The sequence below is a fragment of the Streptomyces sp. NRRL F-2580 genome (assembly GCF_000720115.1).
Classification (GTDB): Bacteria; Actinomycetota; Actinomycetes; order Streptomycetales; family Streptomycetaceae; genus Streptomyces.
Genome location: NZ_JOIR01000024.1, coordinates 77100 through 85739 on the forward strand (window position 1 = coordinate 77100; position 8640 = coordinate 85739).

5 protein-coding genes are annotated in these 8640 nt (G+C 69.1%); 2 read left to right on the forward strand and 3 right to left on the reverse strand.

Annotated features, from left to right (window positions below; all coding sequences use genetic code 11):
* Positions 1-26: 26 nt before the first annotated feature.
* Positions 27-2318: an FAD/NAD(P)-binding protein gene (locus IF88_RS0125220; protein WP_078893127.1), complete on the reverse strand. Its 2292-nt coding sequence runs from the start codon at positions 2316-2318 to the stop codon at positions 27-29.
* A gap of 1431 nt (positions 2319-3749) precedes the next feature.
* Between IF88_RS0125220 and IF88_RS0125225 the strand changes: the two genes are divergently transcribed.
* The gene (locus IF88_RS0125225; RefSeq protein ID WP_030716823.1) at positions 3750-4124 is read left to right on the forward strand and encodes a nuclear transport factor 2 family protein; all 375 of its coding nucleotides are present in this window, start codon (positions 3750-3752) and stop codon (positions 4122-4124) included.
* A gap of 214 nt (positions 4125-4338) precedes the next feature.
* Positions 4339-7422: a non-ribosomal peptide synthetase gene (locus IF88_RS0125230; protein WP_030716826.1), complete on the forward strand. Its 3084-nt coding sequence runs from the start codon at positions 4339-4341 to the stop codon at positions 7420-7422.
* A 242-nt stretch (positions 7423-7664) separates the two neighbouring features.
* Here IF88_RS0125230 and IF88_RS0125235 read toward each other — a convergent pair whose 3' ends face one another.
* The gene (locus IF88_RS0125235) at positions 7665-8132 is read right to left on the reverse strand and encodes a MarR family winged helix-turn-helix transcriptional regulator (RefSeq protein ID WP_030716829.1); all 468 of its coding nucleotides are present in this window, start codon (positions 8130-8132) and stop codon (positions 7665-7667) included.
* A 282-nt stretch (positions 8133-8414) separates the two neighbouring features.
* Positions 8415-8640, reverse strand: a 226-nt coding sequence (locus tag IF88_RS46715; protein ID WP_030716832.1) for a hypothetical protein, incomplete at its 5' end; no start/stop codon positions are given.

Genomic DNA, 8640 nt, shown 5'->3' on the forward strand with positions numbered 1-8640 from the left:
GGCGAGGGTCCGGCGCGTGGGCCACGTCAGGCTGCAGTGGTCTGCTTCCAGAAGGTGCGCAGCCAGCAGAGGACGTTTCGCATGGCGTGGTGGTTCGCGTCGGGCTTCATCGCACCGCCCTGGAAGAACCGCTGGCCCTCGATGGCGGGGCCGAGCACGGAGATCCGGTCGTCGACGGAGCCGTCCGGGCGGATCACCCGGAAGTCCTCGGTGAGGTCGAGGCCGCCCGGTTCGAAGGCCTCGCCACCGCCGGTGTGCGGGTTGCGCCAGACGCGTACGAGCCCGCGGCGCAGCAGGTTCGGGTAGAGCGGCGCGATGTCGGCCGAGGCGTCGAAGGAGGGGACCCGGCCGTCGACCAGGACGTCGATCGGGCGGACGGCGCCGGTGCGCGGACCTCTGACGACGAGGGTGTCGCCGTCCGTTTCCACCCGAGCCAACGGCCCGGGGGACACGTCCAGGATTCCGTGCTCGATGAGCGCCTGGATCCGCTCCATGACCTCCGGCACCGGACCGTACGCCAGTCGGTTGTGCTGGCGCAGCCAGCTGCCGAGGAAGGTGCGGTGCGCGTCGGCGTGCAGGCCGCCGAAGTTGACGGCGTGCACGATGGCGGGGCGCAGGCCGCGCCAGACGCCGTCCGCCGCGGTCTTGGCGGGGTTGGTGAAGGTGCCCTGCCGCGCCCAGACGTGATCGACCGTCATGAACTCGACCATGGCCTTGCGGTACTGCTCGGGCGACGTCTGATCGCTCGGCGCGATCGGTTCGAGGGTGCGTTCCCAGGAGAACAGGTTGCCGGAGGGAAGGACGGCGTGCCGGCTCGGCGACTCCAGGCCGGCGACGATCGAGGCCACCTCGGCCGGGTCGTCGAGCGCTGCTTCCAGCCGCTCCCTGGCGCTCTGTCCGAGAACCACGTCCACGTAGCGCCACAGCAGGGTGTCGAAGCACCAGGGCCGCACCTCGGCGCGGAGGGAGACGTACGGCGAACGACCGAGGAGGAACGACTCCAGGGCGTCGACTGCCTCCGCGACGGCGCGCTCGATCGGCGCCGTCAGCATGCGGACGGATTCCTCGGTCGGTGCGGTCTCCGCGGTCCGGTCGAGGAAGTCCCGCCGGGCGGCGGCCGTGGCCTCCGCGAGGTGTCCGCCGAAGTCTTCCCCGAACAGCGTCTCGTAGTACAGCAACCACATTTCGGCCACGATGAGCGGAAACAGGTGGCGCTCGTAGTCAATTTGGCGCGATACCGATCGTCCCACCCTGACCGGGTCGCTCCCGAAGTTCTCGCGCAGCCGGTCAACGGATTCCACGGTAAGGAATATTCCTTTCCGTTTTTTCTTCTTCGCACCGGACGAACCGGACTCGTGGGGCCGGGCGAAGGCGAACAGACCGGATTCACTGAAGGCGACGATGGAACGCGGCTCGTGCCCGGACGGCACATAGCGCAGTTCACCGGTGGCGGCCCGCTGGAAGAGGCCGCCACGGCCCTCCGTAAGATGCAGGATGACGTCGATGCCCGTGAGCATGGTTCCGGCACAACCGACCACCCGGCCGGGTCCTGCATTCTCCGTAGTGAGTCGCTCACGCAGCGGGTAGGCGCTGGGCACGAAAACGGAACCGGGTGTACGAGCGGCGGACTCGACCCACTGCCGGGTGCGCTCCGAACGCATGGGATCGTTGTAGGAGTGACCGGTCAGGAGGAGTACCTGGTCGACGGCCGTCCGCGTCACGGCGCCGTTCCGCACGTCGCCCACGGGGGCCGACGTGACGAGGAGCGTACCTTCTTCTCCCTTTTCGGCGAGGTCCTCGATGTCGGTGACCTCACTGTGGTGCAGGGTCACCGTGACCGAGGGCTGGGAACGCAGAATTTCCACGTACTCGGAAAAGTGCTCACGCAGCGCGAGGCCGTGCAGATAGCGCTTGGGCCAGCTGTCCGGATCGATGTCGAAGCGGGGATCCCCGGTACCTTCGAACTTTCGCCTGCACCAGTCGTACAGGTTGGGGCGAAGCTCCGCGGGAAGCAGCGGGCCCGCGTCTTCGACGCTCTCGTCCGCGCCGAAGGACACATGCCTGGCGATGCGGTTGAGGAAGCTCGTGGGAGCCTGCGCGTCGCTGTGCACCGCGCCGGCACCGAAATGACCGGTGCGGTCGAAGACGTGGATGTCGAGCTCGACGGAGCCGTCACGAGAGGTTACGGAAGCGGCGAGGCGCTCCATTGCGTAGGTGCAGTACGGGCCGCCGCCGACAATTGCCAGGCGTATCCGGGCCAGTCCTCCCTCTCTACCCGCAACTCCTCCCACTTCCCCATGAATACCGGATTCGGACATACTGGCCGGTTTGGCCAGATTCTCCGCAGGCTGCACTGATTCCTACTCCCCCGTTGCACAAGAACAGCTATCGGCGACGAGCGCCAACCAATCCCCGTGTCGCATCAATCCTCGTCGCAGTCGACATGACCCTCGGCCGTGCGAATAGCCGGGCAGAACGACGACTGCGCAAACCTACACTCCCGCGAAGCGCACGGCACCCTCCAGCCATTCGGAATTAACCGGGGAGCCGTTCAAGATCCATCGAGTGTAGCCCTTCGAATTATCTCTGACTACCCTAATTTTCAGGTCCTATGGAGCCGAAACGGACGGAAGCACCCCTAACCCGAAGGATCGGTGACACCTCGTCAGTCTTCAACGGGTGATACGACAAAGACCACCGGTCCGGCCTCCAGCCGTGACGAGTTCTGGCCAAAATCGGACACTCGGGCCCCAATAGACGCGAGCCAAACAGGCCCGTCGAGTATTCAAAGGCGGGCTTTGTCTTCCCTGGTCCGGGAATCACGGCCACATACGCCTCACCGCAAGCCGACTCCTGCGCCACAGCGTCTCTGGTGGCGGACGGAGCGGTTCCCGGCGAGCGGCCGTGACGCTCGCCATCGTGACGGGACCGCGCGGAAGAGTGCGGTGTCGGCAACCTTGGCAGTAGCCCTGCCATCTCGCTCAGCGGCAGGTCGTCCTGACGGTCGAGCGCCGCAAACAGCGTGCCACCGAATCACGTTCGGCGTGGCGCTCACGCCCGCCGCCCCGGCGGCCGGCCCAGCCGTACGGCCGTCGAAGTCGAGGACCTACGGGGCCACCGCGCACCCCGGCAACCCGGCCGGACGGAAGGTGGCGCAGGTCAGGCCCAATGCAAGCGGCGCGCCGTCGAGTTCACTGCGCCAGTACTCCCCCCAATGCTGAAGCGGATCGGAAGCCAGAGCGTGCTCGGCACACGCGGATGCGTGAACTGTAGGGACCGGAGCGGGCGTTGGGTATCAATCACCTCGCGGGCGACCTACGGCTCCCGAGGATCCTGCCACAACATGCATCGGCCAACTATCGCGCAGATCACACAGTCCGGCACCGCCCGCAGGACCTCCGCAAGTGGAGGAGGAGGGTCCGCCGCGTCGGCTCCGGGAACCGGGGGGAACAGCGGCCTCGGGGAGGGTGCGTAACCAACGCAAACCCCGTCGGCGTCGCTGTCATCCGACACCCAACTCCCTTGCCACCAGCGGAGATACGGTCACTACCAACCTCGGGCAAACACCCCCCAACGCGAAGAAGAACACCTTCGAAGTGAACGGCGAACCCTGCTAGCCTTCCGGATGCATGTGCGGGGGCCATGTACGTTTTGGCGTGCCGCGCTGGAGTACCGCGCCATCTTCTGCCACGCCGCCCGACCGACCGGGCTGGCCTCCTCGGCGGAACCAAGGACGGAGACATCCCCATATGACGGCCTCCATCAACACGGCGGAGGAACTGATCCCCCGCTACTACGACTGCGTCGACCGCCAGGACCCGGCGATGTTCGACCTGTTCCACCCCTCCATCCGCTACAAGCGACCGGGCTACCCCCTGATCCAGGGAATGGCTGAATTCCGCGAGTTCTACGCCACCCGCCGTGTCATCGTGGAGGGCCGGCACGTCGTCGACGCGTTGTTCCACTCGGACCGACAGGTCGCGGTCGAGGGACGGTTCACCGGCATCCTCCGTGACGGTTCACGCGCCGACCTGACCTTCAGCGACTTCTTCGACCTCGTCGAGGAGGCGGGCACGGTCCTCATCGCGTCGCGCCGCACCTACTTCGACGACACGCGAGTGTGACGGTCCGTCGCAGCAAGGCCCGCGCATGCCCCAGAGCCACGACCAGAGGTGTTCACCCGGGTCGCGGCGCCCGGCACGGCGCCCCGCCGCGTTGACGGACCGCGCGAGTACGTCCCGTACGCGCTGCGGCCCTCCGCCTTGCGACGTACCGCACCGGACACCGCGACCTGGCATATCTTCCCGGCCACGGCACTAGCTGAAAGACCGATGACCCATGGACATCCACAGCCCCTATGCACGTGGTGAACGCATCGAACGCGTCATCGCTCACCACGCCGAGCGCACGCCCGAAGCGATCGCCCTCCGCCAGGGTGACCGTACCTTCACCTATGCGGAACTACGGCAGCGGGCCGCCACCATGGCAGAGGGGCTCCACGCCGCGGGAGTGCGGCACGGAGACTGTGTCCCCGTACGCATGGAGCGCTCGCCGGAGCTGGTCGTGGCGCTCCTGGCCGTCCTCGAGGCGGGGGCGGCCTACATCGCCGTCGACACCGCCTGGCCCGCGGCTCGCACCGACTCGATCATCCGGCGCTCCGGGGCGTCCCTGGTGGTGTCCGAGGAGAACTACGCACACCTCGCGGCCGGCGCGCCCGGGCCCGTCTCGCTGGAGCCCCTGGAGGACGGCGGCGAAGCGGCGTGCGTCTTCTTCACCTCCGGCTCCACGGGGCAGCCCAAAGGGGTGATGTCACCGCACCGCGGCACCATCCGCACCCTGGTCGGCTGCCCGTCCATTCCCCTGGACGCCGACAGCGTCTTCCTGCAGTCGGCGCCCCTGCCCTGGGACGGCCTGTCCCTGGAGTTGTGGGCCCCACTGCTCAACGGCGGCTGCTGCGTCCTCCTCGACCGGGGGCATCCCGCCCTGGACTCGGCCACGCTGCGGGAAGCCGTGCGGAGCGGGGTGAACAGCCTGTGGCTGACCAGCTCCCTGTTCAACGTACTGACCGAGGAGGACGTCGAGGTCTTCCGCGGCATCCGGTTGCTGCTCGTCGGCGGCGAACGCGTCTCACCGGCGCATGTCCGCAGGGTCCTGGCGGCCCTTCCCGACCTGCACGTCGTGAACGGCTACGGGCCCGCGGAAAGCACCATTTTCGCCACCACCCACGTCGTGCGCGCCCAGGACGTCGTCGAGACGGCCACCGAAGTCCCCATCGGCCGGCCGGTGCCCCGGACCGGCGTGGCCCTGGTGACCGCCTCCGGAGAACGCGCGAAGCCGGGCGACATCGGGGAGATCGCCATCTCGGGCGACGGCCTCGCCCTGCGCTACCTGGCGGACCCCGAGGCCACGGCGCGCGCCTTCTTCGAGCTGGACGGTGTCCGCCACTACCGCACGGGCGACCTGGCCATCCTGGACGAGGACGGCAACTACCGCTACCGGGGCCGCGCCGACCGCGAGTTCAAGGTCCGCGGTGTGCGCATCGCCCCCGGCGAGGTCGAAAAGGCGCTGGAAGCACACTCCAACGTCGCCACGTGTTGTGTGCTGCGCATAGAGACCACGCCCGGCCGCCCCGAGCTGGCCTGTGCTTACACCACGCTCGACGACGCGCCCCTGGACCCGCGCGAACTACGCGAGTTCGCGGCCCGTACGCTGCTCGGCTCCATGGTGCCGACCCGGCTCCTGCACCTGCGGCGACTGCCACTGACCGCCACGGGCAAGGCCGACTACGCGGCAGTTCGCGTCCTGGTCGAGCAGGACGCCGCTCCGGCGCCGGCTTCCTCCGGCGACGCCGCTCCAACGCCTGCCTCCGCGGCCGGCGTCACGGACGCGTCTTCCGACTCGGTCGCCGACCAGCTGCTCGCCGAGGTCGGACAGCTCCTCGGCCGCCCGGGCACCACACCTCACGAGGACCTCTTCCACGCCGGGCTCACCTCCCTGGACGCGGTGCGACTCGCCTCCCGGATCACCGTCCGCACCGGAGCCCACATCACGGCGGCCGACGTGTACCGGCAGCGGACCCTCGACAAGCTGCTGACTTTGAGCGGCGGTCGGGAGCAGTCGGCTGATGTCGGCCCCGGATCGCTGGACGCCAACCACGGCGACGCGCCCCTGTCGCGGGCCCAGGAACGGTTCTGGCTGGCCGAAGAGTTCACCCCCGGCGATGCCGACAACGTGGTCGTGCTCGCTTACGCCCTGAAGGGCCCTCTGGACACCCAGCGGTTCGAGGCGGCGCTCGGCCGGGTGATCGCGCGCCATCCCGTACTGCGGACCGTGTATCCCTACGAAGGCGCCGGCGCGGTACAGCGCGTCCTGCCGGCGGACGACGCCGGCGTGGCCCTGGAACGCACGAGCGCCCCGCACCAGGCGGGTGGGGACGATCTGCGAGAGCTCGCCGAAGCGGTCTCCGCGGATTGGTGGGGCGGAGCCACTGATCTGGAGAAGGAGCCGTCCCTGCGACTGCGGCTGTGCCGCGTGGACGAGCAGACCCACCTGTTCTGCATGCGCGTGCACCACCTGGCCTTCGACGGCTGGTCGGAGACCCTCTTCATGGAAGACCTCGCCGCTGCCATGGACCCGGACGTATCACTGGCCGAGCCACCCCACGTCACGTACGCCGGGTACAGCGAGTGGGAGCGCGACCGGCTCGACACCTGGCTCGGGCACGATCTGCCGTACTGGCAGGAGGCGCTCAAGGATGCGCCGCGCCCCTTCCTGCCCCGCCCCTCCGAGGGAACACAGGACCGCCGCGTCGAATCCGTCCTGCCGGTGTCCCCCGAGGTGGTCGCCCGGCTGACGCACACCGCGGACACGTTCGGCGGCACGCCGGTGGCCGCACTGCTGGCCGCGGCCGGCAGGTCCTTGTCCCAGGTGTTCGGCGTGGAGGACCTGTGCCTGGGCACCGTGTCGACCGGACGGCACAATCCCGAGCTGGAATCGATAGTCGGCTGCTTCATCAACTCCCTGCCGATTCCCCTGACTTCTGTGCCGGCACAAGACATCACGGAGCTCCTGGCCACCTGCGCCCGGACCGTCGCGTCGGGCTTCCAGCACGCCCGTACGCCCTTCGACGAGCTGGTGCGGTCCTTGCAGCCGAAGCGCGAGAGGCACCCGTGGTTCCAGGTCTGGGTGATCCTGCAACGCCAGCCTCCGCGGGTGCGCCTCGGCGCCGGGGTGACGGCGGAGGCACTGCGCATCCGTCCGCCCCACACCGGTTTCGAGCTGCTGATCGAGGCTGTACCGCAGCCCGATGGCGCCTGGGAGCTCGTGGTGAGCAGACGCGCTGACGGAATGTCCGAAGCCGAGGCCGAGCGATTGCTCGAACAACTCGCCGTCGCGCTGCGGGAGTTGTCCGCTGCCGCCTGACGTCAACCTCACGGTACGACGACGGGCCCCCTCGCTGATCGCGCGCCCCGACCCCGGGCGGGGCGCCGTGGAAGCGCCGGCCACCCCTCGTGGTGACCGGCGCTCTCCACCGTCGAAGCGCTGCCCCGTCCTGCGCCCCCGTACCGAGGTGGAAGAACCAGTGCGGGGCCGCCGGACCGCTTGGGCACGCGGACGCCGATCCGGGAGGTCGCGCCGTCCCGGCGACCCGGCCCCTCGGTCTGTCAGGCCACCGTCCCGCCCGCGTTGCGGATCAGTTGGTGAAGCACCTTCACCGTGGTGACGTAGTCCGCGTCGGGGATGCCCTCGTGGAGGGCGGCGCGGATCGGGGGAGCGTTGCGCGCGAGGTCGACGCGGGCCCGTTCCCCCTCCTCGGTGAGCCACAGCCGGTCCTCGGCGTCCCGGGTCAGCCAGCCGCGCTCCAGGAGTACCGCGGCCTCTGCCGCCAGATCGTCCTCGGGCCGGATGTAGGAAGCCATCGCCTCCCGCAGCTCGGGCAGGGTCATCCCCTCGCCGTCGGGCGAGATGTCGTTGTCCGACAGATTGCGCAGGAGCCAGAACTGCGGCTGGGTGTAGCCCTTCGCGGCCTGCTGAGCCCGGGTGTACGCGATGAGCGCCTCGTAGGCGACACCGGTCCAGTAGGCGGCGGGCTGCCCGGCGAGTTCGACGTCGGACAGCTGATGGGCCGTCATGTGGAGTTCCTCTCCTGGCACTTCGGTTCGGGACCTGCACGCCGAGCAGGTCATGCGCCGACCGTACGACCTCAAGTGCGGTTGAGGACAAGCAGATGATCTTCCAGACGTCGTCGGGAATGTCTCGCGCCGGCCTGACGGAACAACAGTGCGCGAAGTCCGAGCAGGAGCGGACCAAAGCCCCTGGGGCCCGAGGGCCCGGCAGGGGCTGATCAGCTGCATGGCGGTTTCACCGCGTGAACCGATGCGGGCGCGGTGAGCTACGCCACCGGGGTACCAGACTCAGCCGGACGCGGCCGCGCCGGCCTCCACGGGTGCCTCACCGGTCTCCGCGGCCGGCGTCTCCGCCTCCGTGGTCGGGGTCTCGGTCTCCGTGGTCGGGGTCTCTGTGGTCGGCGTCTCCGTGGTGGGGGTCTCCTTGCCCGGGGTCTCCTTGCCCGGGGTCTCCTTGCCCGGGGCGGGCTTTTCGGGCTTGTGCTCGCAGTAGACGGTGCCCTGGTAGAACTTG